Source organism: Mesorhizobium sp. M2E.F.Ca.ET.219.01.1.1 (assembly GCF_004016445.2).
Taxonomy (GTDB): domain Bacteria; phylum Pseudomonadota; class Alphaproteobacteria; order Rhizobiales; family Rhizobiaceae; genus Mesorhizobium.
Window position 1 is genome coordinate 1 of sequence record NZ_SADT02000127.1, and the last position, 349, is coordinate 349.

Below are 349 nucleotides of genomic sequence, written 5' to 3' on the forward strand. Positions count from 1 at the left end.
CCGTATTTGCAGGCGTTTTCCAAAAGGTTCTCTAAGACCTGGAACAACTCGTCGCGATCGCCCGGCACATCGAGCGGCCCCTTGGCGAAATCGCGCTCGATGGCGACATTGTTTTCCCGGGCGAGCGGTCCGAGCGAATCGATGACGCTGTCGACGGTCTGGCGCAGATCGACTTCGGTTCCCGGTCTCAGATAGGGCTTCATCTCCAGCCGCGACAGCGACAGCAGGTCATCGATCAGGCGCGCCATGCGGCCGGTCTGGTTCTGCATGATCTGGAGGAACTGCTCGCGCGCCGCCGGATCGTTGCGGGCCGGTCCGCGCAGCGTCTCGATGAAACCCGCGATCGAGG

Annotated in this window: 1 protein-coding gene; it reads right to left on the reverse strand. The window is 63.0% G+C overall.

What is annotated here, in order from left to right; translation table 11 throughout:
* A partial coding sequence (locus tag EN862_RS35205) for a HAMP domain-containing sensor histidine kinase (protein WP_245519825.1) occupies nt 1-349 on the reverse strand: 349 nt, incomplete at both ends.